This is a genomic window from Veillonella sp. KGMB01456 (assembly GCF_023051165.1).
GTDB lineage: Bacteria > Bacillota > Negativicutes > Veillonellales > Veillonellaceae > Veillonella_A.
This window is the reverse complement of the sequence record NZ_JALKIG010000017.1, coordinates 1-26,112: the sequence shown is the minus strand read 5'-3', so window position 1 is coordinate 26,112 and position 26,112 is coordinate 1. Positions and strand designations below refer to the sequence as shown.

Annotated in this window: 32 protein-coding genes and 3 tRNA genes; 34 read left to right on the top strand and 1 reads right to left on the bottom strand. The window is 42.3% G+C overall.

The genetic code is table 11. The features are described from left to right. Positions 1–44 precede the first annotated feature (44 nt). The 27 genes from MXE28_RS06485 to MXE28_RS06355 all read left to right on the top strand — a co-directional run bounded on the left by MXE28_RS06485 (position 45) and on the right by MXE28_RS06355 (position 19,859). Positions 45–485 carry a hypothetical protein gene (locus MXE28_RS06485; protein WP_156704266.1) on the top strand — a complete coding sequence of 147 codons (441 nt, stop codon included), beginning with the start codon at positions 45–47 and terminating at the stop codon, positions 483–485. Positions 486–630: 145 nt separating this feature from the next. Then, positions 631–719: transfer RNA gene (locus tag MXE28_RS06480), tRNA-Ser, on the top strand. Between the two features lie 3 nt (positions 720–722). Next, positions 723–797, top strand: a tRNA-Asn gene (locus MXE28_RS06475). A 3-nt stretch (positions 798–800) separates the two neighbouring features. Further along, positions 801–875 (top strand) — tRNA-Ile (locus tag MXE28_RS06470). A 99-nt stretch (positions 876–974) separates the two neighbouring features. After that, positions 975–1,409, top strand: coding sequence for a terminase small subunit (locus MXE28_RS06465; protein ID WP_156704268.1), 435 nt, complete (start codon positions 975–977; stop codon positions 1,407–1,409). After that, positions 1,402–2,682, top strand: coding sequence for a PBSX family phage terminase large subunit (locus MXE28_RS06460; protein WP_156704270.1), 1,281 nt, complete (start codon positions 1,402–1,404; stop codon positions 2,680–2,682). Before MXE28_RS06465 ends, MXE28_RS06460 begins: the two co-directional genes overlap by 8 nt. Continuing rightward, complete coding sequence (locus MXE28_RS06455) at positions 2,663–4,066, top strand: phage portal protein (protein WP_156704272.1); 1,404 nt, start codon at positions 2,663–2,665, stop codon at positions 4,064–4,066. Before MXE28_RS06460 ends, MXE28_RS06455 begins: the two co-directional genes overlap by 20 nt. Beyond that, entirely contained in the window at positions 4,053–4,310 is a 258-nt protein-coding gene (locus tag MXE28_RS06450; protein ID WP_156704274.1) for a hypothetical protein, read from the top strand. Before MXE28_RS06455 ends, MXE28_RS06450 begins: the two co-directional genes overlap by 14 nt. A 64-nt stretch (positions 4,311–4,374) precedes the next feature. Further along, complete coding sequence (locus MXE28_RS06445) at positions 4,375–5,001, top strand: phage scaffolding protein (RefSeq protein ID WP_156704276.1); 627 nt, start codon at positions 4,375–4,377, stop codon at positions 4,999–5,001. Between the two features lie 10 nt (positions 5,002–5,011). Next, complete coding sequence (locus MXE28_RS06440; protein ID WP_247239973.1) at positions 5,012–5,977, top strand: major capsid protein; 966 nt, start codon at positions 5,012–5,014, stop codon at positions 5,975–5,977. Positions 5,978–5,989: 12 nt separating this feature from the next. Further along, the gene (locus tag MXE28_RS06435) at positions 5,990–7,459 is read left to right on the top strand and encodes a minor capsid protein (protein WP_247239972.1); all 1,470 of its coding nucleotides are present in this window, start codon (positions 5,990–5,992) and stop codon (positions 7,457–7,459) included. Continuing rightward, complete coding sequence (locus tag MXE28_RS06430; protein WP_247239971.1) at positions 7,446–7,703, top strand: hypothetical protein; 258 nt, start codon at positions 7,446–7,448, stop codon at positions 7,701–7,703. The genes MXE28_RS06435 and MXE28_RS06430 overlap by 14 nt, the downstream gene beginning before the upstream one ends. 51 nt (positions 7,704–7,754) lie before the next feature. Next, complete coding sequence (locus MXE28_RS06425; RefSeq protein ID WP_247239970.1) at positions 7,755–8,129, top strand: hypothetical protein; 375 nt, start codon at positions 7,755–7,757, stop codon at positions 8,127–8,129. Beyond that, positions 8,122–8,481: a hypothetical protein gene (locus tag MXE28_RS06420; RefSeq protein WP_156704280.1), complete on the top strand. Its 360-nt coding sequence runs from the start codon at positions 8,122–8,124 to the stop codon at positions 8,479–8,481. Before MXE28_RS06425 ends, MXE28_RS06420 begins: the two co-directional genes overlap by 8 nt. After that, the gene (locus MXE28_RS06415) at positions 8,482–8,838 is read left to right on the top strand and encodes an HK97 gp10 family phage protein (protein WP_021841343.1); all 357 of its coding nucleotides are present in this window, start codon (positions 8,482–8,484) and stop codon (positions 8,836–8,838) included. Next, positions 8,831–9,280, top strand: a complete 450-nt coding sequence (locus MXE28_RS06410) for a DUF6838 family protein (protein WP_021841342.1) — start codon at positions 8,831–8,833, stop codon at positions 9,278–9,280. Before MXE28_RS06415 ends, MXE28_RS06410 begins: the two co-directional genes overlap by 8 nt. Before the next feature lies 1 nt (position 9,281). Further along, positions 9,282–10,427, top strand: a complete 1,146-nt coding sequence (locus MXE28_RS06405) for a phage tail sheath subtilisin-like domain-containing protein (RefSeq protein WP_247239969.1) — start codon at positions 9,282–9,284, stop codon at positions 10,425–10,427. Between the two features lie 20 nt (positions 10,428–10,447). Continuing rightward, positions 10,448–10,903 carry a phage tail tube protein gene (locus MXE28_RS06400; RefSeq protein WP_021841340.1) on the top strand — a complete coding sequence of 152 codons (456 nt, stop codon included), beginning with the start codon at positions 10,448–10,450 and terminating at the stop codon, positions 10,901–10,903. Positions 10,904–10,915: 12 nt separating this feature from the next. Then, positions 10,916–11,278 carry a hypothetical protein gene (locus MXE28_RS06395; protein WP_247239968.1) on the top strand — a complete coding sequence of 121 codons (363 nt, stop codon included), beginning with the start codon at positions 10,916–10,918 and terminating at the stop codon, positions 11,276–11,278. Between the two features lie 184 nt (positions 11,279–11,462). Next, positions 11,463–14,354 carry a phage tail tape measure protein gene (locus MXE28_RS06390; RefSeq protein WP_247239967.1) on the top strand — a complete coding sequence of 964 codons (2,892 nt, stop codon included), beginning with the start codon at positions 11,463–11,465 and terminating at the stop codon, positions 14,352–14,354. 74 nt (positions 14,355–14,428) lie between these two features. Further along, a complete protein-coding gene (locus MXE28_RS06385) occupies positions 14,429–15,049 on the top strand; it encodes a hypothetical protein (protein ID WP_247239966.1) in 621 nt (206 codons plus the stop codon). A 2-nt stretch (positions 15,050–15,051) separates the two neighbouring features. Then, entirely contained in the window at positions 15,052–16,044 is a 993-nt protein-coding gene (locus MXE28_RS06380) for a hypothetical protein (protein ID WP_247239965.1), read from the top strand. Next, positions 16,044–16,478, top strand: coding sequence for a DUF2577 family protein (locus tag MXE28_RS06375; RefSeq protein WP_021841335.1), 435 nt, complete (start codon positions 16,044–16,046; stop codon positions 16,476–16,478). The genes MXE28_RS06380 and MXE28_RS06375 overlap by 1 nt, the downstream gene beginning before the upstream one ends. Then, entirely contained in the window at positions 16,475–16,903 is a 429-nt protein-coding gene (locus MXE28_RS06370) for a DUF2634 domain-containing protein (protein ID WP_021841334.1), read from the top strand. Before MXE28_RS06375 ends, MXE28_RS06370 begins: the two co-directional genes overlap by 4 nt. Continuing rightward, on the top strand, positions 16,896–17,909 hold the full coding sequence (locus MXE28_RS06365) for a baseplate J/gp47 family protein (protein ID WP_021841333.1): 1,014 nt from the start codon (positions 16,896–16,898) through the stop codon (positions 17,907–17,909). The genes MXE28_RS06370 and MXE28_RS06365 overlap by 8 nt, the downstream gene beginning before the upstream one ends. Further along, positions 17,906–18,541 carry a putative phage tail protein gene (locus MXE28_RS06360; protein ID WP_247239964.1) on the top strand — a complete coding sequence of 212 codons (636 nt, stop codon included), beginning with the start codon at positions 17,906–17,908 and terminating at the stop codon, positions 18,539–18,541. Before MXE28_RS06365 ends, MXE28_RS06360 begins: the two co-directional genes overlap by 4 nt. Then, the gene (locus tag MXE28_RS06355; RefSeq protein WP_247239963.1) at positions 18,528–19,859 is read left to right on the top strand and encodes a hypothetical protein; all 1,332 of its coding nucleotides are present in this window, start codon (positions 18,528–18,530) and stop codon (positions 19,857–19,859) included. The genes MXE28_RS06360 and MXE28_RS06355 overlap by 14 nt, the downstream gene beginning before the upstream one ends. A 403-nt stretch (positions 19,860–20,262) precedes the next feature. Here the strand turns inward: MXE28_RS06355 and MXE28_RS06350 are convergent, their stop codons facing one another. Beyond that, positions 20,263–21,273: a tyrosine-type recombinase/integrase gene (locus tag MXE28_RS06350; protein ID WP_156704293.1), complete on the bottom strand. Its 1,011-nt coding sequence runs from the start codon at positions 21,271–21,273 to the stop codon at positions 20,263–20,265. Between the two features lie 41 nt (positions 21,274–21,314). Between MXE28_RS06350 and MXE28_RS06345 the strand changes: the two genes are divergently transcribed. The 7 genes from MXE28_RS06345 (at position 21,315) to MXE28_RS06315 (ending at position 25,937) form a co-directional block, all read left to right on the top strand. Then, positions 21,315–21,740, top strand: a complete 426-nt coding sequence (locus MXE28_RS06345; protein ID WP_156704295.1) for a hypothetical protein — start codon at positions 21,315–21,317, stop codon at positions 21,738–21,740. A 2-nt stretch (positions 21,741–21,742) separates the two neighbouring features. Continuing rightward, complete coding sequence (locus MXE28_RS06340; protein ID WP_021841328.1) at positions 21,743–21,892, top strand: hypothetical protein; 150 nt, start codon at positions 21,743–21,745, stop codon at positions 21,890–21,892. Further along, a complete protein-coding gene (locus tag MXE28_RS06335) occupies positions 21,889–22,419 on the top strand; it encodes a phage holin family protein (RefSeq protein ID WP_021841327.1) in 531 nt (176 codons plus the stop codon). Before MXE28_RS06340 ends, MXE28_RS06335 begins: the two co-directional genes overlap by 4 nt. A 10-nt stretch (positions 22,420–22,429) precedes the next feature. Then, positions 22,430–22,951, top strand: coding sequence for an N-acetylmuramoyl-L-alanine amidase (locus MXE28_RS06330; protein WP_021841326.1), 522 nt, complete (start codon positions 22,430–22,432; stop codon positions 22,949–22,951). A gap of 48 nt (positions 22,952–22,999) precedes the next feature. Further along, complete coding sequence (locus tag MXE28_RS06325; RefSeq protein WP_247239962.1) at positions 23,000–23,560, top strand: hypothetical protein; 561 nt, start codon at positions 23,000–23,002, stop codon at positions 23,558–23,560. A 455-nt stretch (positions 23,561–24,015) separates the two neighbouring features. Then, the gene (locus MXE28_RS06320) at positions 24,016–24,216 is read left to right on the top strand and encodes a helix-turn-helix domain-containing protein (RefSeq protein ID WP_021841324.1); all 201 of its coding nucleotides are present in this window, start codon (positions 24,016–24,018) and stop codon (positions 24,214–24,216) included. 281 nt (positions 24,217–24,497) lie between these two features. Next, a complete protein-coding gene (locus tag MXE28_RS06315) occupies positions 24,498–25,937 on the top strand; it encodes a WG repeat-containing protein (protein WP_247239961.1) in 1,440 nt (479 codons plus the stop codon). Positions 25,938–26,112: the final 175 nt, after the last annotated feature.

The window sequence follows — 26,112 nt, the reverse complement described above, 5'->3', positions numbered from 1 at the left end:
CACTGTTTACGTGAGTCATGTGGGTTTGGAGGATTTACTTGAGTATGGAACCAAGAGAAAAACGTCGTATAGCACGGTTAGAATTATCAAAACTTCGGGATATGGAAAAAGAGCGTAAAGCGTTAAGAGAACAATTCTGTGATTTATTGAGAGACGCAGCTCCGGACGGATTGCCGGAATGTAGTATCGGAGGTGAACGAGTGAGTGGTGGAGGAAGGGAACCGACACTAACGGTTCTTAAGAAAATAACGAAACTTCAAGGGCTTATTCAGGTCGAAAACGAACGAGTTGTGGAAGAACAAATTCGTTTATTTAATCTTATAGCTCGCGTACCGGATTCAAGACACCGTGCCTTATTGCGAAGTAAATACATTCAAGGCCATAGTTTGGAGCGTATAGCTGTGGAATGGTTTATGGCCTATGAGAGTATTAAGTATAACCATAAAAAAGCATTGGAAAGTTTCTACGACGTTTTGATGCAATAAAAGTTTACCTGTTTTTACCCCCTAGGTCTGTGATATCATGTAAACTGTAGAAAGAAGCGAATAAAGCTAATAATGATCTTACACTCCTCAACAAATGCCTATGGTGAGCAAGATGAGCATCCGAAAGGATGCTTTTCTTGTACATGGAAGAGTACCCAAGTGGATTAAGGAAGCTGTCTTGAAAACAGCGAGGCGTTAACACGTGCGTGGGTTCGAATCCTACCTCTTCCGCCACATTGCCTAGTAGCACAACGGTAGTGCAGTCGGCTGTTAACCGACTGGTTATAGGTTCGAATCCTATCTAGGCAGCCATATGGATCTTTAGCTCAGTGGTAGAGCACTCGGCTCATAACCGAATGGTCGTAGGTCCGAATCCTACAGGATCCACCAGTAAGCCGGAGATGTAATTTCATTTTGCGGTGTAAGAGGGCTACGGCCTGCAGCGGGAGAATACCCCGCATTTTTTATTGCCCAAAAGGAGGTGATGACGTGACGCCAAAACAAGAAAAATTCTGTGCCGAATATCTGATTGACTTGAACGGTACGCAAGCGGCTATACGGGCAGGATATAGCCCTAAAACAGCCGACAGGATTGCGAATCAAAACTTGAGAAAACTTGAGATTAAAAATCGCATTCAAGAATTAAGGGCCAAAGAGTTTAAGAAAACCATTGCCACCGCTGAAGAAGTGGAAGCGATGCTATCTAAGGCCATGCGAGGTGAGCTCGATGAAGAAGTGGTAGTAGTTGAAGGCTGTGGAGAAGGTCGCAGTGATGCCCGAATTATGATTAAGCAAATATCCGCTCGTGATCGGTTAAAAGCGGCCGAATTAATGGGTAAACGCCATCAACTCTTTACTGATAAGGTCCAAATGTCCGGGGAATTAATGCCAATATTTGTCGGAGAGGACGATATTAGTGATTAGCTATGATCCGACCAAATATCAACCGGTACGATTACCCGAGATATTCGGCGCAGGTTACGGTCAGTTTATACGGTTCCGAGGCCGGTATCGTGTTGTAAAAGGAAGTCGTGCCTCTAAAAAATCGGCTACGGCCGCACTGGACCTTATTAAAAATATATTAAAGTATCCCGAAGCGAATGCGTTAGTGGTGCGTAAAGTATTCCGCACCTTAAAAGACAGCTGCTACGCACAGCTTAAGTGGGCGGCTAGACGGTTGAAATGCTATCATCTGTTCCGGTTTACAGAAAGCCCTCTTGAGATTACAGTTATTGCTACCGGTCAAAAAATACTGTTTCGAGGATTAGACGATCCGCTTAAAGTTACTTCAGTGGCCGTAGATTCAGGGTCATTGTGTTGGTTGTGGATTGAGGAAGCCTACGAAATCACGAATGAAGAAGATTTTGATATGTTGAATGAATCCATTCGTGGTCAATTACCTCCGAATTTATGGCATCAAATAACGATTACCTTTAACCCGTGGAATGAGCGACACTGGCTCAAGAAGCGGTTTTTTGATACCCAAAATAGTGATGTTCTGGCTATGACAACGAATTACACCTGTAACGAGTTTTTAAGCCCTTCAGACATCAAAGTATTCGAGGATATGAAACGCACCAATCCACGGCGATATAAGGTAGCCGGTTTAGGTGATTGGGGTATTGTTGAAGGCCTTGTATACGAAAACTGGGAAGAATGTGTATTTGATGCCGCTGAAATAAGTAAGCGGCCAAATGTACAAAGTTACTTCGGTTTAGACTTCGGTTTTACCAATGATCCGTCGGCACTGTTTTGCGGGCTAGTTGATACAGTCGCTAAAGAGATTTATGTGTTTGACGAGATGTATCAAAAAGGCCTTACAAATGACGAAATCGCGGAAACGATTACTCGTATGGGCTACGCTAAAGAACGTATTCGAGCTGATTCAGCGGAGCCTAAGTCTATTGTTCATTTAAGGAGATTAGGATTGCGACGTATTACTGCGGCCTTAAAAGGCAAGGATAGCGTTAATGCCGGTATTCAGGTATTACAAGACTATAAGATTATCATCCACCCTCGCTGCGTGAATTTCATAACCGAAATCATGAACTACGCTTGGGATGAAGATAAATTTGGCAAAAAACTGAATAAGCCAATTGATGATTTTAACCATTTAATGGATGCCATGCGGTATGCCTTGGAACCGCTGATTAAAATTAGAAAAGGAGGGATAAGTTTTGGAAACGGGGACGAATGATAAGTTGGCCGGTGCGAAGAAACTACTCGAAACCTTCATTGCCGGTCACATAAATTTTGCAATGGCCGATGCAACTGCTCGCCGGTATTATGCAAATCAGAATGATATTTTGAACGAAAAGAAGAAAAGAGAAGCAGATAAAGAAAAACCGGAATTGCGAAATGCAGACAATCGTATTCCATCGGCATTTCATAGTTTACTAGTGGACCAAAAGGCCGGTTATATGTTTACCTCGCCGCCTAGTTTTGACGTAGGCACGGACGAGCAGAACAAACAAGTAACCGAGGTATTAGGTGATACATATGAGAAAAATGCGAAAGAATTATGCGTTAATGCGTCGAATGCAGGTATTGCTTGGCTCCATTATTGGATTGATGACAACGAATTCAAATGGGGTGTTGTACCGTCGGCACAAATTATACCTATTTGGGGAACCACCTTAGAGCATAATTTACAAGCGGCTGTACGTTGTTACGAAGAGCTTGATGTGGCTACCGGTGATGCGTATGATGTGTTTGAAATTTGGGATGATACGATATGCAGAGCCTATCGTAAGGAAAAGTCTCTGAGTATTAACGAAGGCTTAAATCCATACGATATGTTCTCTATATTTATGGAAAAGAATCAATCAGAAGCAGCCAATGAATTTGTTCATGACCTCGGTGAAGTACCTTTCATTCCGTTTAAGAACAATGGAAACTGCTATAGCGATTTAGACCGCATCAAACGACTAATCGATGCGTATGATAAAACATATAGCGGGTTTATTAATGACCTGGAAGACATTCAAGAGATTATCTTCGTATTAACTAACTACAGTGGTCAAAATCTCAATGAATTTATTCGGGACCTTAAGTATTATAAAACGATTCAAGTCGACTCCATCGGCAGTGAAGATAAATCCGGTGTGTCGACGTTAACAATTGATATTCCGGTCGAGGCTCGCGAAAAGGCGTTAGAGATTACTCGTAAGTCTATATTCACTATGGGCCAGGGTATTGATCCGGAAATGCAAGGACTCGACGGGACTAGCGGCGAAGCTATGAAGTTCTTATACGCGTTACTGGAACTGAAAGCAGGCCTCATGGAAACCGAGTTCCGGTTAAGCTTTAATCAATTTATCCGAGCGATATGCCGCTTTAAAGGTATAACGCCACATAATATTATTCAGACGTGGACACGCACTATGATTCGTAACGATGCCGAACTAGTGGATATGTGTTCTAAGTCGAAGGGCATTATTTCGGATAAAACCATTCTTAAGGCACATCCATTTGTTGAAGACGTGGAAGCCGAAGAAGAACAGTTGGGCAAAGAAAAAGAAGCCGAACTGGCATCGTATGAATTTAATAACACGGGAGGTGAAGAAGATGGAAACGCTTAGAGCTTATATTGAATCATTTGGAGAGGATGCACCGGTGAAACTCTTGTATGAAGTTTACGGTACGACTAGCGAAGTTAAATCCGTATTACAGTATTGTGTAACATCGTATAAAACGGCAGTCGAGGTAATGAAAGAGGAAAAGGTATATCCTGAACCTGAAGTCGAGTTGCCGGAAGAAACAGTTGAACCGGTAGAAGTAGTAGAAAAACCAAAAACAACTAAACGAACAACTAAGGCGAAATAATATATTTCGTCTTTTATTTTTGTCTCGAGGCAGGTAACCTCGGTAAAAACCGGAAAGGACAACAATGGAAGAATTGTTAAAACAATTAGGTATTACTGATGATAAAGTAGAAGCGGCGACGGCTGCTATTAAGGCATATCTCGACGGGGAATACGTGCCAAAAGGACGCTTTAACGAAGTAAACACCGCAAAAAAAGCTTTGGAAGAACAGTTAACAGTCCGCAATAAAGAAATGAAAGCATTACAAAAACAAGCGGAAGGTGCTAAGGATGTAGAAGGCTTGCAAAAGCAAATCAGCGAATTAACCGAGAAGCAGAAGGCCGACCAAGTGGAATATGAGTCTCAGCTCAAAAAGTTAAAGCTCGATAATGCCATTGCCTTACAAATTGCAGATAAAGCGCAGGACGTTGACATTGTTAGTGGTTTGATTAATCGCGACAAGTTAATTGTTAATGAAGATGGTAGTATTACCGGTTTAACGGAACAGGTGGAAGCGTTACAGAAAAATAAAGCATTTTTGTTTAAATCTACATCCGGGAGTCAGGGCTATACACCAAAAGGCGGTCAGACGCCTACAGTGAATCCGTTTGCGGCCGAAACGGAAAACTTAACAGAACAAGGTAAATTATTTAAGGAAAACCCAACAGAGGCACGTCGATTAGCGGCCGCTGCGGGGATTGTATTAGATTAGGAGGAACATAATGGGAACAACTTTAAGTGATGTAATCGTACCGGAGATTTTTACACCATATACTATCAAGCGAACTATGGAATTAAGTGCATTGGTGCAAAGTGGCATCGTGGTTAATTCCCCGGAATTTGACAAATTGGCAAGCGAAGCAGCATCTATCCACAATATGCCATTCTTCGCCGATTTGACCGGTGATGCGTCTGATGTAATCGAAGGTCAGGATTTAACCGCACAGAAAATTGAATCTAAAAAGGACCAATCCGCAACATTCCGTCGTGCACAGATGTGGTCCGCTACTGATTTGAGTGCACAATTAGCCGGCGCGGATCCAATGAAAGCTATTGGTACTTTAGTCGGTGCTTACTGGGCACGCGAACTTCAGAAAGACTTGTTAGCAACATTAAAAGGCGTATTCGGCGCTACTACAATGAAACAGCACGTGTTGGATATTTCCGATTCTACCGGTCGTGCGGCGGTGTTCAGTGCATCCAGCTTTATTGATGCTTGCCAGTTATTGGGTGATAGCAAGGCTAATCTTACGGCTGTTGTCATGCATTCTGCAACACATGCGTTATTACTCAAAAATAACTTGCTTGAAACTGAGCGTGATTCCATGAACGTGGAATTCGACACTTACCAGGGACGTCGCGTAATCATCGATGACGGGTGCCCGGTAGAAGGTGGCGTATACACGTCCTTCTTATTCGGTTCCGGTGCGATTGCATTAGGTAATGGTTCTCCGGTTGGCTTTGTTCCTACTGAAACCGACCGTGATAAACGCAAAGGTTCCGGTGTGGATTACTTAATTAACCGTCGTGTACAGATTCTTCATCCACGTGGGGTTAAATTCACCGCCACAACTCGTGCCAATATCGAAACTGTTAGCCGTGCAGAAATGTCTACGGCAACTAACTGGGAATTGGTATACGAACCTAAACAAATTCGTATGGTAGCGTTTAAGCACAAAATCGTTTAATAGAGGTGTTGTATGGGACAGGATTCGTATTGGGAACAACGTAGCCGGGAACGGGAGGCCGAATGGACTCAGATTAGTCAAGAGACAATTGAACGCGAGCTGGCGGAACAATACGCCCGTTCCTTGCAACGTATTCAAAATGAAATAAACGCTCTATATGGCCGGTTCAGTCAGGACAATGCAATGAGTATTGCCGAAGCCCAAAAGCTAATTACTGGACCCGAATTCAGAGCGTGGCGTATGGATATTGCCGAGTATATAAAACAAATAGAAGCTACCGGTAGTAAAGAATTGCTGCGAGAGCTTAATGTATTGGCCATGCGTAGTCGTATATCCCGGCTCGATAAGCTATATGGTGACACGATTAAAGAGTTGCTGTCGATGGGAATTATTGTCGATGATAAGATGACCGAGTTTTTAACAAGGGCTTACGAGGACAATTATTACCACGCACGCTACGATTTAGGAGTTGCCGGCATAGGCGTACCACGTAATTTAGTGAGCAAGGATGATATTGCCAAGGTGTTAGCTAATCCGTGGAGCGGTAAGAATTACAGTACACGGCTATGGGGAAATACCGAGAAGTTGGCCAAAGTAATTAAGCGTGAAGTTACCAACGGTGTGCACCGTGGAATAAGCAATACTAAGATGGCCAAACACGTACAACAGGTCATGGAATCCGGTAGAAAAGAAGCCGAACGCTTGGTGCGTACCGAGATGAACTACGTAAATAATCAGGCCAATCTTGATAGTATTCGGGATGCAGATATGCCGTATTATCAGTTCATCGCTGTCATGGACAGTCGTACTTCTCGTGTTTGTAAGGACCATAACAATGAAGTGTACAAAGTGGCCGATGCTATTCCAGGGGAAAATTTACCACCATTACACGCCAATTGCCGTAGTACGATAGCCGGAACGTTAACTGGGTACGACCCGGCTAAGGATAAAGGTAAGTTAACTCTGTTTAAGACTATGCCATATGAAGACTATAAACGAGTTTTTATCGAAGGTGATAAAGAGTATGGCATGGAGAAAAATTACTTACCTCCGACAGTAGAATTTATTGCAAAACTTGCCGCGGAAGGAAATCAGCCTTATAATAAAGTTAAGGAAGGTGTAGAACGATTTTATGACGATAATGGTGCTCCTATATATCCGCCAAACAATGGTGCGATAGGAGATGTTAGAATTATTACACTAAAACCCGGCACGGAAGTATTAACAAGGTATGGTCGCGATACGGGCTCATATGTCAGCCTTGGGGATATAGATTTTACAGCAAGAGCGTTACCCAGAACGGTTGATGTGAATGCATCTAATTATCATCGGTATAGAGTTATTAAGTTATTGGATAATGTAGAAGAAGGGCTAATTGCACCGTGGTTTGGCGAAAAAGGGCTGGGAATACAATACCGATTACCGGATAGGGTTAAGAACTTACTAGGCGAATTCCTGGAGGAAATTTATGAAGATGAATGACTTAGCTAAAATTATGGAAAAAGAGAATATTTGGACATACGATTATGCTATCGGGTCGTTACAAAAACCACTGAGTGAAACGCCTCTATGCTTAATCAAAGAAGGTAATAAATTTGTATATTTAGCCTTGGAGCGAAATAAAGAAGTAGACCGAATTGAGTTTTTATCAGAAGAAGAGGCTTGCAAATATTTCTTAAAGTCGTATGCCGCTTATGATAAAAGACTCAGAAAATACATAGCTTAAACCGCTTACATTATGTAGGCGGTTTTTTCATGCCCAAAATGAGGTGATACATTGGTAACGTATATTAGTGTTGAAACGGCGATTGAACAAATCGTCGATAAAGTTAAAATTAGCGCTGATGTGGAGGATATAACGCCTTTACAGCAGTTACAAATTGAGCAGTTTGTATACGATATTGTCGATTATTGCCACCGAGACGATTTTCCAACGACTCTCGTACTTACAGTGGCTAATCTGATAGCCATGCATTTTATAACAGAGCCGGAACATATGGGTACGGGCCCACTTAAGGCTCTTGAAGAAAATGACACACGGTTTGAGTTTGCTGTTGCGGATGCGGATACTACTGATTTATTAAGTAATCAGCTGTTTGGTAAAATACGGCCGAAACTGAACTTGTATCGAAAGTTGGTGCGCAATGGTTAACTATCAGGGCATATTGGAACGATATATGCGTAATGATCGTGTTACAGTAGTTAGGCAAGTAGAAGCGGTTGACGATATTGGAGCGGATATTTTTACCGAAACCGTAGTATATGCGGATATACCGTGTAAACTAGGGCAAGCCGGGAAGAATACCCTCGATAATACTCCAACCAATAGCGTAACGTTCGTAACGGCCGATTTACGGTTATGTTTAGCACCGGACTACACGATTCTGGCTAATGACAAATTAATTGTTAAGCACAAAGGTCAGACGTTTACGTTTTGGGCGACGCAAGCGTTCAAGTATATGACGCATCAGGAAATATCGGTATATGCTAAAACGGAGGCGTGAATGAAGATTACAGGCTTTGAAGAGCTGTATAAACGGCTTGATAAAATAGCGAATTCACAGGTCAAACTCAATCGCTTTGTCGCACAGCAGGGTGAAATATTACGCAGTGAAGCGGTTAAAAACACGCCTAAAGACACAGGACGGTTACAAGGTAGCTGGCGCCGTAGTCGAGCGGCTCAAAGCAAGTGTGAAGTATATAACAATACGGAATATGCGGCACACGTTGAGTATGGCCATCGCACACGAAATGGTGGTTTTGTGAAGGGACGTAAAATGCTCCATCGTGCTATTTTGACTCACAAAAAGAACTTTGAAGAAAACACGAAGGCTATTTTGGAGAATATAATACATGATTAGATTACGGACAATACAACAGGCTTTACTGGGGTTACTTAAAAAGAAATACCCTGATTATAAGGTGTTCTTTGATGATATTGAAAAATCCACTAAAAGCTATTTCTACATTGAAATGAATGTGGTATCGCATACGTTCGACCGCATCTATTTCGACAGGTATTTACAAATTGATATTGCGTTTAGACCGTTGGAAGATTCGCTAGGGCGAATTAAGCGGTCCGAATTATATGAAAAGGCCGATGAGTTAGAAGAACTCATCAGGCCTATTTTTTATGTCGAGGACCGGGCTATTACCGTTTTGAAGGCGGAACAGACCATCGTTGACGAGGTGCTGCATTATATTTTTAATCTCGACTTTACGGATTCGTTTACGCCGGAAGAAGAGTACGAATTGATGCAGAACTTGGAATTGGATATTGAGGTAAACAGAAAAGGAGAATAGTATGGCTAGACCTTCTGCAACAACAAATGAGACTAACTATGGGTTACCTTGGGTCTTAATTGATTTTAAGACTAAGGCAGCGACTGCCATTGCCCGTTCGGCGCGTGGTATTGTAGCTATGATTTTACACAATGAAACTAAAGACGTACAAAACTTTTATCGTATCAATGACATAACAGATATTCCCGAAACCGGATTGTCCGAAAAAAGTATTGCGTTAATTAAAATGTGCCTAAAAGGCACTCCGGCAAAAATCTTATTGTATACCATTCCGGACAGCACGGTTGAAAACGCAAAGATTACATTGGCCGATACGTTGAAAAAACTTGGACACATTAAGTGGAACTATATTTGTGCGCCGGACAGTACCTTCCAAGAGCATACAGATATTGCCACTTGGGTAAAGGCTATGTCTGAAAACAAGGATAAAACCTATAAGGCTGTATTGGCCAATAACAAGGGTGACCATGAATGCATCATTAACTTCACGACGGACGCGATTAACGTTCAAACGGGCATGGATGCCAAGAACAATCCGGAATATACGACTTACGACGCTACTGCGTATACAGCACGTATTGCCGGTATTTTAGCAGGTCTTTCACTCGACCGCAGTGCTACATATTATCGTTTGCCGGAAGTTGCATCTGTCGAACAATATGAAGATCCGGATGAAGCTGTTAAGAAGGGCGAATTGATTTTGTTTGATGAGGAAGACGGTAACGGCGTAAAGATTGGTCGTGCGGTTAACTCGTTTACTTCTTATACCAAAGAAAAAGGCAAGGAATTCCGCAAAATTAAGATTGTGGAAGGCGTGCATATGGTTAAAGATGATATTCGCGATACTTTCAAAGGTGGATATACCGGAGCGTACCTTAACTTCTATGAAAATAAGATGTTGTTCTGTGCGGCTGTTGAAGTATATTACAACAATCTTAAAGGTAACGTTTTGGATCCAAACGGCAACAATACTATTGACATCAATGAAGAATGGCAACGTAATTACGCAAAATTACAAGGTGAAGATGTTACTAAAATGTCTGCTATGGACATCCGTCGCTACAATACCGGTGACACATTGGCGTTAGTTGGTGATGTTAAGTTTGTAGATGCGATGGAAAATTTACAAATCGTCTTTACGATGTAATGGATGGAAAGGAGTAGCACATGAGCAGAAATAAAGAAGATGTAAAATACCGTGGTCGCCGCCGTTGGAATGGCTCGCATGGTCATTTATGGTGGGACGGCGAATTAATTTTCGAAATTGCCAAGTATGAATGTAAAGTAACTGCTGAACGTGAAGATGTAATTGTTGGTAACAGCAAAGACAGTAAAATCGTAGTGCTTGCCGGTGAAGGTAACTTTACGATTAAAAGCGTAATTAACCGCAATCTCAATAAAATGCTCGAAGCATGGAAAGCCGGTACAGACCCACGTTCCACTTTAGTAGCAGATATTGATGATCCGGATGCAGTAGACGGTCAGGCGGAACGTGTATCGGTTGATAACGTGTGGTTTAACGAACTCACTTTATTAGCCTTTGAAAAAGGGAAAGTCGTTGAAAAGGAATTTACCTTTGGCTTTACCCCTGAAGATGCTACATTTATTGAAACGATTGAATAGGAGGCTCACAATATGGCTATTAGCGTTAAAGATTTAATTGCAAAAAAAGAAGCGTTATCTAATAAGAAAAAAGAATTATACGACTTAACTACTTCTATCGGTGTCATTACCGTTGCAAAACCATCCGACACATTGGCTACCGAAGCTATGGAATTGACGGACGCTAGTGATGAATATCTCATCATTAATAGCGTAGTTGAACCAAATTTAAAGGACACGGCATTGTTAGAAGCCTATAATTGCGCATCTCCGTTTGATATTGTAGGCAAGTTATTTGATGCCGGCGAAGTGTATGCTATCTCTAAGGCTATTATGAAAACAGCGGGCTTTGGTGTGAACATCGAAACTAAGGTGCACGAAACTGTAAAAAACTAATTGAGGATGACTGGGAGGCGGCTACGGCCGCCTATCTTTTATTAAAAGGTCATCCTCTATCCTATTTTTTCAGTTTACCGTTGTTAGAGCGGATATTTTGTTATGAGGCAATGAAGCTAGAAGAAAAATATAAGCTCGAAGTAATAAAGGCACAAATGCAATTACAGGCGAAAGGGGGTAGCAAATGGCCGATGACGTAAAATTATCCGCATCGATAGAGCTGAAGGATAATATGACCATTACAGCTAAAAAAGCTAAAAATGGTCTTAAGCAGTTAGAGGAAACCGCCAATCGACTGAGTTTGAATGGCGTAAACAGTGCTACCTCAAAAGCCGGTAGTGCGGTAAAAGATTTAACAACTAAGACTACCAACCTTAAAACAAAACTTAGCGGCCTGAAAAGCGGTAGTTATAACGTCACATTAGGGGTTAAAGATAAGGCTACTAGCGTAGTAAATAGGGTTAAATCACAGCTCGAAAGTATTCGTGGTAAAGTGTATACGGCCACGGTTAATATCCGTCAGAATCAAGGAATTAATAAAATCAAACAATCGCTTACCGGAATCGGCTCCGGTATGTTAAGGGGCACATCTGCAGGCATGTTAGGAACAGCCGGTATTGGTTTTGGCGCCTATGAGAGTATCAAGCAATACGGCGAATTTGAACAGCAGATGTCGGCCGTAGGGGCGATTAGTGGTGCTGTCGGTGAAGATTTTGAAGCATTAACTAAAAAAGCCATGCAGATGGGTGCCGATACAAAGTTTAGTGCTAAAGAAGCAGCGGATGCATTAATGTATATGGGTATGGCCGGCTGGAATACGCAGGAAATGCTGAGCGGCTTAGAAGGTACTATGTATCTAGCGGCTGCTAGTAATGAAGATTTAGGTCTTGTTTCGGATATTGTTACAGATTCTATGAGTGCGTTTGGGCTGAAAGCGGAACAAGCCGGACATTTTGCTGACGTATTAGCTGCTACAGCGACTAAGTCAAATACGGACGTAGCCAAAATGGGCTACACATTTAAGTATGTCGCTCCGCTTGCCGGTGCCTTGGGATATACGATTGAAGATGCGTCTATTGCGATTGGTACTATGGCCGATTCCGGTATTAAAGGTGAACAAGCCGGTACCGCATTACGTAGTTTATTAACACGCATGGCCTCGCCTACAAAGCAATCTGCGGAGGCGATGGCTAAATTGGGCGTGTCACTTACCGATGCATCCGGAAACATTAAACCGTTCCGTACGGTACTAGATGACTTACGAAAAGGCTTCGCCGGATTGAGCAAGGACCAACAAGCGCAATATGCATCCATGTTATCCGGTCAGGAAGGTATGTCCGGCTTGTTAGCTATTGTTAACGCGGCGCCGGAAAAATATAAAACACTGACTGAAGCTATCGACAATGCCAATGGAGCCGCTAAACGAATGGCCGATAGACGCCAGGATAACTTATTTGGTGACTTAGAAGCCCTCGGTGGTGACTGGGATAGCTTTGTCATGAACTTGATGAAGGGCGATAACATTGAAGGTATACGCTCTTTCGTTAAAGAAGTGGATAAACTCTTATCTCATTTTAGCGAAGATGTCGAGAAGAACGGCTTGTCAATTAAAGCTGTGCTTAAAACCGTTGGTGAAGCGTTTGAAGATTTAGTTAAAAAAGCGACTAAACTAGATGGTGAGGGCTCTATATTAGCTATCGGAGCGTTAGCAGGTATTGGCTACGGTGCGTATAAAGGTTACAAAGGTATTAGAAATCTCTTCGGTGGAAGGGGTTCTGCTCCGGGCGGTTTAGGGGGTGGAGCTGATGCCGATATGGATACCATGACGGTTAATGCAACTAACGTAATAGTCAAGGGTGGCTTACCGGGATTACAACAGCCCGGTGCATCTGGAGGCGCCGCGAAAGGAGCGGCGGCTATGGGTCCTTGGCAAAAGTTCATGAAATTCATGGGCGGTAATGGAGGTAAGTGGCTACAACGTGGCGGAGCTGCCGTTGCTATAGGGGCTACTGCTTATAATATTGCTACAGCAGATGACAAAGCCAAAGCCACGGTAAAAGGTGCCGGTGGTCTGGCCGGTATGTGGGCCGGTGGTAAAGTCGGAGCAATGGCCGGTGGCGCTATCGGTAGCTTGTTTGGCGGTGTAGGTGCCGCACCTGGAGCCGCTATCGGTGGATTGTTAGGCGGTGCCCTCGGATTCATAGGCGGCGATGCAGTAGGTGATTGGCTTGCTAATATCGATTGGGAAGCAATGAAAACATCGCTCAATAATGGATTCGAAAGCATCAAAGATTTTGCTCAACCGTTAACTGATGGTTTTATTGATACTATTAACGTAATTGTCGGTATTGGAGCTACCCTGTGGGAAGGAATAAGCCCTTATTGGGATGCTGGGGTGCAATGGGTAAACGATAATGTGTGGACACCTATTAGCGATGCCGCCAGTGCCACATGGGACACTATTAGCGGATATGCCGGCGCGGCTTGGGATGGTGTAAAGGTTTATTGGGAACCTGTTGCGAATTGGTTTGACGGCAATGTTTGGCAACCAATATCCAGTGCGGCTGAAACAGCCGGTTCGATTATTGCATCCGGGATAAATGGCGGTATCGATATTATTAAAAGGGGTTGGTCCGGTGTGACAAGCTGGTTCGATGAAAATATTTGGACACCTTTAAGCAATAAAGTAGCTGAATGGAGAGACCGCGGTTCTAGTATCACGGGTTGGAATCCTAGGGGCGGTGCAGACCATAATGCTACCGGTACTACTTCGTTCCGAGGTGGTTGGACTGAAATTAACGAACGTGGTGGCGAGTTAATCGAGTTGCCGAATAAGTCTCGAATCTATCCACATGCGACTACGGTTCAATTGCTTCAAAAAGAGTTGGCCAACTTAGGTAGTTCACCAAATATTACGGTGAACGCTCCTACACCTGTTAGTCAATCAGGAAGTACAAGTGTGTCAATCTCCGGTAATACCTTTGTGGTACGAGAAGAAGCCGATATCGATAAAATCGCCTATAAGATTGTAAGTTTATTTGAACAAAGTAAGGCTAACTATGGAGGTGCGTATTAATGGCAGGATTAGGATCCATATTAAATATGCTATCTATAGCGCTATTAAGGGCTAGCCGTGAACGAGAAACTGTCGTGTTATCTTGTCAGGGCGAACGGTTTGTTCTGCCGGTTACGCCTAGCAAAATTAATTTAACGGACGGCCAAAACAACAAAGTAATGAACGTTACACAGGTGGGCGAAATCTTAGTGTTTGGAATGCCTAAGCTACAAACTATTTCCTTTAGCTCATTTTTCCCTAATCCTCGACGGGAGTATCCTTTTGTTGTTGGAGAAAATAAAGAGCCTGCCGAATGTATGGCTCTTATTAAAAAGTGGAAAGAACTACGACTTCCGGTACGAATTATTATCACAGGACTTGATGTTAATTTAGCGGTCGGTATTGGTTCTTTTGATTGCGATAAACGTGATGGTAGTGGCGATATTTATTACAGTCTAAGCTTAACCGAACATAAAGATTTAAACACACCGTTGGCCAACAACAGTAATCAAATCGAAGCGGCTACCGGATTGCGCACTAGACCAGGCGAGGTTAATGCAACGACGGCTACTATGGTTAGTAAAGCGGCGGATGTTTTGGACGTGGCCAAAAAAGCTTATGGTGATTATAAGCACTGGCGACGTGTAGTTGAAAGCAATAATTTGACGGGGTTAGTCATTAATAACGTAACGAAGATCCGAAAGTTGAAGGTGTAGTTATGATTATTAAATATAAATCTAGCGACACTGGCGCCGATGTGGATATGTCGACCGTAGTTCAGAAAGTAGAATGGAGCGGCTCACGTATTCAAGTGGCTAGAGTTTTGGAATTTTCATATGTTCAAGATGGGCGGGATGCGTTGATTCCCGTCCATTCTTTGGATTGTGGCCAAACGATTTATGGTTACGACGAAGATGGACAGTTACAATTCCAGGGCAATATATACTCAGTGGAACGCAATACTGAAAATTCATTAGTTTCCGTTCGATGCTATGACAATCTATTTATTCTTTGTAAATCCAAAACTACTAAGAAATTTGTTAATGTATTGGCCGAGGATATTGTAAAAGGCGTATGTGCTGAATTAGGGGTAAAGGTTGGTACCTTGCCCAAGACGGATAAAAAAATAAGCTATATTGCGGCCGAAAAAACAGGCTATCAGATAATTATGATGGCCTATACTCAACTATCCAAATCAACCGGTAAAAAGTACCAAATGCTTATGAAGGGTGATAGCTTAGACGTCATTGAAAAAGGAAGCCTTATTGAGTCGTTCGAGGCTAGTCAGTATGTGAATACTAATAACAGTACCTACCGGGAAAGCATCGAAAACATGGTTAACTCGGTCCGTATAACTGATGAGCAAGGAAACTTGGTCGGTTATCAGCAGAATACGGATGATATTAAGAAGTATTCCATGATTCAGGATGTATATAAAACGAATCCAAAGGTGAATACTCAAGAAGCTGTAAAAGCATTACTAAAAGGACCTGAACGAACCGGTGTGTTGGAATTACTCGGTGATTATGCGGTCAAGTCTTCGTATTCGATTAAGATTAGCGACAGTATCGCTAATTTAACCGGTCAATTTTGGGTTAAGTCCGACCATCATTCATTTAGTGATGGCGTACATACGATGAAGGTCGAGCTCGAATTTGAAAATCTTATGGATGAACAGGATCCTGATAAGAATAAGGAAGGAGGCAGCTAATGCCGGAACAAATTCCTACGGCCGCACAATCGGCGGCTAAGCTTGTTGATATGGTAACGGGGATTGCCCAAGATGCAAGGCCACGACAAACTATGATAGGTGTTGTGATAGCATCGCCACCTGATATAAAGGTACAACTTAACGACATCATTCTGACAAAAGAAGATGTGTACATCAGTGAATACTTGCTCGTAGGGTACGAACGTACTGCTAAGGGCGTGATTAAGTCGGAAACTCAACCACGAGCGGGCGGCAGTGGTATGCCTGCATTTGCAAGCCATACTCACGATATTGATAACCCGTACACGGATAATATCATTTACACCGATACACTTAAGCCCGGTGATCGAGTATCCGTTATTCCGGTTTATAATCCCGGTGGCCAAGAAGACCAATTGTACTTGATTGAGGATAAGGTGGTGCGATTAGTATGAGTGATGCCTATCCATTTGTGACAGGCTTTAATCCTGTTGAAGAAGCTAAAAAACTACCTACTTTTGTTGAATTTGATTGGGACTTCGACACCGATAATTTCAAATACGATTCTAACGGAAAGCAAAAAATCGTTACCGAAAATGACGCTATTAAGGTTTGGGTAGGCAAGGCGCTCCAGACGGAACGCTATCAGTATCTGGCTTATTCGTGGCAATACGGCATTGAAGTTAAACCGTTTATCGGTAAGGTAATGCAGGTCAAAGAACGGTACTTGGAACTTAAACGTGTTATCGTTGAGTGTTTAATGGTTAACCCGTATATCCTCAGTATTGATTCTGTTGAGTTTACCACTACTGATGCTGATACTGTGGTGGCCGACATCATATTAACTACTATATATGGAGAGGTGAACGTAAATGTATAAAGCGAGAGACCAAGCCGAAATTTTAAAAGAACTACAATCCTATTCGGAACTACCGGTTAGTAATATTGAAGGGACCTTCGAATATGATGTTTTTTCTTCAAATTCGATTGAATTCGGAAAAGTAGAAGTTGAACTGGAACAATTATATAATGCTGCCTTCGCTGATACAGCATGGGGAGATTTCCTGACAGCTCGTGCAGCGGAAGCCGGTGTTATTCGAAAATTGGCCGTAAAGGCTACGGGTACCGTCACTGTATCCGGCAGTGGCGAAATACCTAAAGGCTGCCAATTCGCTACTGAAACCGGCATACAGTTTGAAACTGAAGAATCTGTAACAGTTAATACTACGGCTACTATACCAGTAAAGGCTGTGGTAGCTGGGACAAACGGAAACGTGGCGGCCGGTGCGATTAATACTATATCCGTGTCAATTCCGGGCATACGCGATGTAACTAATTCGGAGGCTACCTATGGTGGCTATGACGGGGAAACCGATAAGGCACTCCTTGCTCGTTATTTACTCCATGTTCGCAATCCAGGCACTACCGGTAATAAATCGCACTATCTGGAGTGGGCGTTAGCTGTTCCGGGCGTCGGTTCTGCGAGTGTGTTGCCAACCTGGAATGGCCCGAATACGGTAAAGGTTATTATCGTTGATGCCAATCGTGATACGGCTAATGCTGAATTGATTAAGCGAGTAACCGACTATATTGAAACAGTCCGACCAATTGGTGCTCAAATTACGGTTATATCCGCATCAAAAAAAGTAATCGACATTTCGGTTAAAATTAACGGATTTGCTGATAAGGATAGTATCAAGGCCGCCGTAGTCGATTATTTCAAAAACATAACCACTAGCTATGTAAGTATTGCTAAAATCGGCGATATTATCTTCCATACTACCGGTGTAGAAGATTATACGGCGTTATTGCTTAACGGGAATGCGACGAATGTAGCCCTTTCAGATGAAGAACTGCCCGTAATCGGGGAGGTGCGTATTGAATGATATTTGAGTTGTTACGTACGTATAAAGTCGATGTTATGCGATACTTGCCTAAGTTCTTAGCAAAAGACAAATCATTTAATGCGGTGCAAGGTACTTTGTCGTATGAACATGAACAGTACCGATTAAAGGTTATCGATATTGCTAAGCAGTTTTTTGTTGAGACTGCAACCTGGGGGCTAGCGGATTGGGAGCGTGTATATGCGTTACCGTCTACCGGCACCATAGAAAACAGACGTATCGCACTATTGCGGAAAATCCGTGCTCGCGATACGGTGACAAATAACCGTATGCAGTCCCTGATCGATTCTGTAGTTTTCACCAAGGATGCTACTCTCGTCGAGAATGTTGCTCCGGGCGTGTTCCGGATTGACATGGAAACGATGATAGTCCTCGATGAATTACGGGCTATCGTGGATTTCTATAAACCGGCTCATCTGACATATTTAATTGCTCATGCGTTTTTTACGCAGGGGCAATTTTTTTATGCCGGTGCGGTCTCAGAATTTGATATTTTGTCCATCGAAAAAGGTGCCGATGGCGATATTGATACGGGCAGGGCACCGGTAGCCTATGCCGGCTCGGTTAGTGTTTTTGACAATGTATTTATAGGAGGTAATCATGAGTCAATATGATCCGATAGTGCCTACAATCCGAGGGCGTGCGATGATAACTCAGGCACTTGCTGAAGAGAAAGCACTTTATTTTACCCGCGTAGAGTGGGGCGATGGCGTCAAGCAACAAGACGCACAGCAGGAATTATTTACCGGCCTTATTCACAAGGTTATTGAGAGCGGTGTTACTAAGAAGCGTCGAGAAGAAGATACGCTATATTTAACGACTGTGTATGATAACTCTAAGATCAAAACGGGCTTCTATGTACGCGAATTAGGCGTATACGCTAAAGTAGGACAGAACGGGCAAGAATATTTATTCGCTTATACGTATGCATCGAATGCATCTTACACACCGGCATCGTCTCAATATAACGAGAAACGTGTAACGATAGCCCTTGGGGTTGATGCTCAAGTTAATGTAATCGTTAAATTCAACTCTCAGCAGTACGCTACTCGTGAGGAATTAGAGGATCATGATGCCGATACATCTTCCCACGAGGTTATTTTTAATAACTTTGTTAAAAATGTGACTCGTGTAAATGATGCCACATTCCAGATTACTAAAGGCGATAATACAAGTACGACTATTACGATTGATAATGTCGCACACGCGGGCAGTGCCACATCGGCCACTAACGCGACGTATACGACAACAGCGAGTTCCGGAGATAACTCGACTCGTATTGCATCTACAGCGTACGTGTTCCGAGAGATCGCATCGGCAGTAGCCAAGCTGATTAATTCGGCACCGGGAACACTGGATACTCTCGATAAGCTGGCGGCTGCATTAGGTGACGATCCTAATTTTGCAACGACTATTACTAATTTATTAGCCCTTAAGGCTCCGTTAAGCTCTCCGACATTCACCGGTACGCCACGAGTACCTACTGCATCATCTAGCTCTAATGATACGCAAGCGGCGAGTACGTCATTTGTTAAATCGGCTTTATTGTCGTTTTTGACAGACCGAAATTTTATCAAAGGTGTTATGGATGCTATCGGTTCGGAGACATTGTCACAGTTTGGAGTTAAGTACAATTTTGATAATCCGAATGCTTGGTCAATAAGCCTTGGGCGACTCTTTGGAGGGTTAATTATCCAAGGTGGATGGAATATAATTCCTGAACGGCAAGTAAAGACAATACCATTCCCAATTAATTTTACAAATAAAGCATTTAAGCCGCTGATTGCATGGGACGACCCGGCACAGGGGGCTAATCCATCATGGCAATTTGTAGCCGGAGCAACCGCTGATACTACATCTTTGCAAATCGGTTTACACACCCAAAATGGAGAAGGTGAACGCGGTGTAAATTGGTTGGTTGCCGGTATTTAAACAATCCATATTAATTATTGGCGTTTAATTCTGCCGGCTAAAAGCCACATAATAGCACGCCGGAGCGATAGCATCGGATGTACGGAATGTACAACTATTAGCCGTTTTATAGTCTTTTAAAACGTTAACAGTTAAGCTGAATTTACTGTCGCTTGCGTCAATAACGCCAACCGGAATAATAATATAATCCGTATTATTAAAAGCTATCGCAAAGTTTGCCGTGGCTGCATTATTAGCCGGTCGGCCGGTTGCTCCACCTTGGGTAAGGAGGTGATAATAAAAGACAGTAAGAAATGGATTGATAATGTCTTAGTAATAAACAAATTAGAAGCATGAGTAAAAGCTTATGCTATGGCAATATTAAGAAATTAAGAATGACATAATAATGAACATATTGTAAACATTATTTCAGTAATCTTATAGTTTTCCTCAGCTGTGGTAAGGCTTTGTGGGTATATACACCATCTGTAACATTATTAGCAGCATGACCAAGCAAACGCCTTTTAGCATTATAGTTTGCATTGGCATTATCTAATAATGTTGCAAATGTATGCCTACAGTCATGAGTGGTATGATTGGCTTTTATCGTAGTCATTACATCTTTAAATTTTCGAGAAAGCTGAGCATATGTAATTATAGTATCTCCAAGCAAGTATTTATTGTTATTGCTCAATAGGGTTTGGATAATAGGCCATAGTCTTTCATGTATGGGAATGATTCTAATACCGGCTTTAGTCTTAGATGTTTTAATGTCAAAGTATTTTTGCTTGATGTTAATATCTGAACGCTTTAAATGCCGTAGTTCAGTACTTCTCATACCGGTATAAAGCATAATCAAGGGTATGATGCGGTTAGGGTTGCTAGAACGCCATAACTTATTGATTTGAGCAGTGGTAAAAGGCTTATGTGGCCTAACCGGTGTATTTTTGCCGATAATTAAATATTCAGCTAGATTTTTATCGGTCCATTCGTTAATTATGGCAAAGGTATATAACTGATGTAATAAGGATCTAACTTTTTTTAAGCTAGCATAAGACAAGTTATTATTAAGCATGTTATCCATAACATCCTGTAATTGTCTATATTTAATAGCATTAATAGGTAATGTAGCTACTGCACCTAAATGTTTCAGACTATTAATATAACTATTAGAGGTTGAAGTGCTAACATGCTTTGAATGAGTGGGAAACCATAACTTATAAATTTTGGAAAGGGTGATAGTAGGCGTGGGAATGTCCGTATTATTGAATTTTGCTAGTGCATCTAATGCATCTGATTTACTAGCATAATAACCAACAATATGGTAAATGGCACAGCCCTTGTTTTCATAGCCGATTGTTTTTCTTACCATAAAAGGCCTTCTTCTATTGCCAGATAGTTTACAGATTTGGCCATAGTTGTTTGGTAACTTCATTTTTTATACCTCCAGTTTTAAAAGAAAGGAATGATAATGTCATGAATCAATATTTAATTATACTTGATACGCCTGACAAAAACGGAGAGAGTAAACGTTTAGCGTCTTATTGGATGGACGTTCACGGTTTTAGCTGGAAAGAGCTTGAAGAGAAAGCTCAAAAGAAATATCCTGGCAAGATTTACTTGCGTGATGAAGACGCTAGCATTCAGGCTAAGCTGGCTGATGGTAAATACGTCTGGGGCGGTGAAGAACCTGTTATTCCAACTCCATACGTACCTACCGAAGCTGAAAAGCGCAAGGCTAAGATCCAAGCGATTAAGGCCGAAACTGATGCGGCGAATGCACCGCTGCAGGACCGTATGTTGACAGCCCTGTTGCAGGGGAATGATACTTTGGCTGCTCAATTGCGTGACCAATATCAGGCTAATAATGCTGCTATGATCCAGAAGATTAAGGAGGTTTAAACATGGAGGATAAATTATATTGTGAATATTGCGCGGCTGAACTTACTGAAGACGGTCGCTGCCCAGATGTAGATTGTGTATATAACGTCTACATCGACGCCATCGCGGAATGTGATGCCGAAATCGAAGCGGAAAAGGAGGACAGTAAATGATATCTATACAGTATTTTCAGGACATGTGGGAATCCTTGATTGCCGCATGGTGGGTAAAAAGTGCCTTATCTGTTATCGCCGCAGTAGCTATTTGGTTAATCGGGCTTAAGCACGTACAAGTGTTAGGGATATTTATATTGCTAGTCGGTCTTGATTTGGTTACCAAGTGGGCTAGTGTGGCGTACCGTATGCTTGTCGATAATTTTGGTTACGATCCGGAACATATTGCGGCCTGGGAAAAGTACCGAGCCATACCGACAGCATTTGACCTGAATTTGATTAGAAGCGAATATATGCGAAAAGGATTTTGTGATAAAGTCCTTACCTATGTAACAGTCACAGCGGCTGCTTTTCTATTTGACTGGCTAGCAGGCGAAAAATCGTTTGCCGTTAATCTCGTGTGGCTGTATTTGGGCTCATCCGAATTTCTTAGCATCCTTGAAAATCTTCGAGACGGTGGCAATAAAAGCATGGGGCGTTTCTTGGAATTGGTACGTGATAAGATTGAGAACAAGGTTAAGTTTTAGGAGGTAGGCTATGAAAGTATTTGTAAATCCGGGTCACGCACCCGGAGGTATTCCAGATCCAGGTGCTGTTAATCCGGTTACCGGTACTCGCGAATGCGATATAGCGGCTAAAGCCGGACGTATGCTTGCCGGTTATTTAGAAGCCGCGGGTATAGAAGTTAAGGCATTACAGTCCGACGATTTAGGGGACGTGTGTGCCACTAGTAATGCGTGGGGAGCTGATATATTTATCTCGTTGCACTGTAATGCATTTAACACAATTGCACGAGGAACCGAGACTTTGTATAAATCCTTTTATGGCCAACGATTGGCCGGATTTATACAGTCTCAGATAATCCGGTCAGTTAACACGGTAGACCGCGGCAGTAAGCAACGGGATGGCTTATGGGTGCTTAATGGTACAAATGCGGTAGCAGTCCTCGTTGAATTAGCGTTCATTGATAACATGGATGATCTTCGATTATTGGAAACTAATTTGGATAAAATGGTGCGAGCAATTGCACGCGGGATTACCGATTACTGGGCTGAATAAAACTGACTAAACGATTAGTGTGTAAGTTACTAGATTGGGGGTGATTAGGTGGAGAATAAGCGATTACATTATGTCTTATATGCAGTTATCGCTGTAGTATTAATTATTGTATGTGTAGGCTACTATGTGAATAGCAATCAGAAGGAGACGGTACCAAAGGTGGTACCACAGGTGGTACCACAGTCTACTATGGCTAAACCGGAGGTATTGGCCAAAGATATTAAAATCACTCCGAAACAAGCTGATACGGTTGTTCATGAAATAGCAAAAGCAAAACCTGTTATATCCTATATAGTTAAGGCTCCAACAGTCACACAGGCCGCGGAAAAGACGGCCAAAGCAATTGAAGCTAAATCTCCGGAGTTGCCTGTCGTAGCCGTTACGCCAAGCGATAGAACAGTGGTAGTCGCTAATGAGGATAAACAAACCGTCGATGTATATAAGATTAGTTTGGATAAACCTCATAAAATTAAAACCGGTGTAACGGTATTAAATGATAAAATCTACCCGACAGTAGGATACCAAGCAGGCCGAGTAGAAGGTTTAGTTCAATTCGACGGAACGAAAATTAAGGGAGCTACGGTTATGTACACGGTGGCACAGTGGTAAGAAAGGTAGCGTGATCCAAATATCTCGTGGCGTACGACGTTATGTACGCAAAATGCCCGCAAGGTTAGAAAAAATCTAGCTTTGCGGGCATTTTTTTTATTTATTTTAATCGACGATTTAACCGAATAAGGTTATAATAAAACCATAGAGAGGAGGCGAAAAACATGATGGACGATATAGAAAAAGTCCTTACAATAATTGAAAAGATAGTGCTAATAGCCGTAGCAATAAAAACGCTTTTCAAAAAGTAAGGACTGTCCAAGGGTTAGGGGCGAAAGCCCCTAGCTCATCTATATCTTATCATGAAGTTATGAAAAATAAAAGTGTAACAGTAGTATTAGCTTTATTGAGTGTATCGGTCTATTTATCTATGGATAAATATGGCTGGGATTGGTTTGGCGGGTTGGCCTTAATTCTGGGGATAATAGCTATTATACAAGAGGTGAGAAAATAGTATGAAATTTACGGATGTCATGACAACCAAAGAAGCCGCCGAAGTATGGGGACTGTCACAGGTTAGTGTAAAACATTTATGCACGGGCATACAAGGTAGACCTCCACGTCTAATAATTGATGTGGAGTGTCGAAAAAGTGGAGGGACTTGGCTTGTTACGAAAGCCGGTATGACTCGATTATACGGTGAGCCGGAAGAGTGATATACTTATGAATATCAATTAAATTTAGTTCCCTTATGTTTATTTGGATTTACTTATTGCTCAACCGTTGCTCAACCTAAAAGGGTGAGAATGGCTTAACCACGCTCATTCTGTAGTGTATATAATATGAGTAACTAACAAGTGAGTGTGTAATACGTTTGTTGGGAGGTAGTTATATGAAAGTTTCAAAGCGAACAAAAACATGGCTGGTAGCAGCCGTTTGTACATTCTGTTTAGGTTAAGGTCAAAGTCAGGCGACCATAACCGACACGGTAAATTATTTGCCCCCTACAGTAGTACTCAGTGATGAAGTAACCTATGCAGCTAACGGTCAATTGTGGCCAACCTTGAAGCATGACGGCGTTGCCATGGCTGATAGTGCTGTAAAAGGGGATGATGCTAATGGTCTTAAAGAGATAAATCGCGCCATTGCCATTGTGCAAACCAAGGAAGGCTATGGTCTCTTGGACTCAAAAGGTGAATATGTTGTTCAACCGGCCTATAAAACGGTAAACAGTGCTAACCGTGGCCATGAATTAGTGTTCAGTAATCCAAAAGATAAAACGGCCGTAGGGGTTAAATTGGATGCACCTATGATTAAGCGCCAGGGCTATGCCTCCGATTTGTATTTTCCGTTCAAGGATGAAAGTACTAAACGGTATGGTTTTAAAAATGTAGGCGATCAAATTGTAATCGCACCGAAATATAAAGATGTAGTAGCTTCGTTCAGCGAAGACCGAGCTTTTGTTAAAACGGAAAAAGGCCAGATTGTAGGCATTGACGGCACGGGCAGTGAACTCTTTACGGTGGCGGCCGATTATGTATCGCCGTATAATGATGGATTAGCACAAATAGAACGGCGAGCATCGGGCTTTAATTTATTTGGCGGCTTTGGCGGCCTTGCCATTGGCGGTATTTTCGGCGGCGGTGACAGCGGTCTCGGTATCGGCATCGGCGTCGGTCATGGTCACGGCGGTTATTTGGGCTGGGGCGATTATGACGACGGCTTTTTCGGCTTCGGTGGTGTTGAAGTGGCGCGGGATAAGGTAAAGCGCGGTTATATCGATCGTGATGGCCGTATCGTGGTAGACAGCAAGCTTGACTATGTGTATCCGATGATGCCATTTGGGACTATTATCGAAAACGACAATCAGTTGGCTGTTGTCGATAAAAAAGGTAACTTCCTAATTCCGTTTGGTGATTATACCTTTGAAGGCATAAATCTTTCCGATTCGTATATTGCACTTAAGAATAAGCATACGGAAAAACGAGGCGTACTGAACTATTTGACGAACAAGAATGTATTGCCGTTTATTTACGACGGTATTGATTTTATGAATGACAGCTATATCGTGGCCACGACGGCAGATAACAAGCGGGTGTATAAAATGGAGCCGGCTCGTACAGAAATATTTAGTTTATCCAAGGGTGCTAAACATACCTATTACGGTGCCGAAGGATACGCTTGGGTTACGGGCGATTCACTCTTAGGTGATGGTTTTACAGGGTATAAAATCATCGATAAAACAGGTCAGGTCGTATATGAAGCTAAGGATATCAAAATTCAGAAAGTTTCTAATTTTATCGGCGATTATACAGCCGTAAAAGTAGGCGGTAAATGGGGGATTATGACGATTAACGGTCAGTGGCTCGTTGAACCGACTTACAAAGATATTCAATTTATTGTGCCTACGGGCGAAGCCGTGATGATATTCCGATAAGTTTTGTCCTATAACCCTAAGTTTTGAATCGGTTTATCGATAGTCCATATAACTAAAAAAGCTGAGGCAACGATTTGTTGTCTCAGCTTTTGTGTTTTTATGAAAATGTTATAAGATATGCAGGCTTATAGGACAAAAAGTGTGTGTGGCTTTTTTAGTTAATCCCAATAAATTG